This is a genomic window from Pseudomonas sp. PME37.24/006 (assembly GCF_055556635.1).
In genome coordinates this window covers 1-259 of the sequence record NZ_JBVHNL010000187.1, presented here as the reverse complement: position 1 = coordinate 259, position 259 = coordinate 1, and the positions used below count along the sequence as shown (strand labels likewise).

Below are 259 nucleotides of genomic sequence, written 5' to 3'. Positions count from 1 at the left end.
CCGGGGCGATTGCAACCTCCATCGTCAATACCAGCTGGGAAAACGACGCCACCTACTTCCACGCCGAACTGTCCGGCCTGGTCGACCGCAGTGGCGATGCGGTCAATGCCATGATGGCCTCGGGCATGAGTGCCGAGCAGGCCACGGGCTCGCTGGCGCAGACGGTGCAGAACCAGGCCGTGATGCTGGCCACCAACCACATCTTCATGATGGCGGCGGTGTCCTTCTCGCTGGCAGCGCTGGCGGTGTGGCTGGCACC

General features: G+C 65.3%; 1 pseudogene. It reads left to right on the top strand.

The window, feature by feature from the left end:
* Positions 1 to 259: pseudogene (locus tag ACZ3GY_RS24350) on the top strand (MFS transporter); the annotation flags it as partial.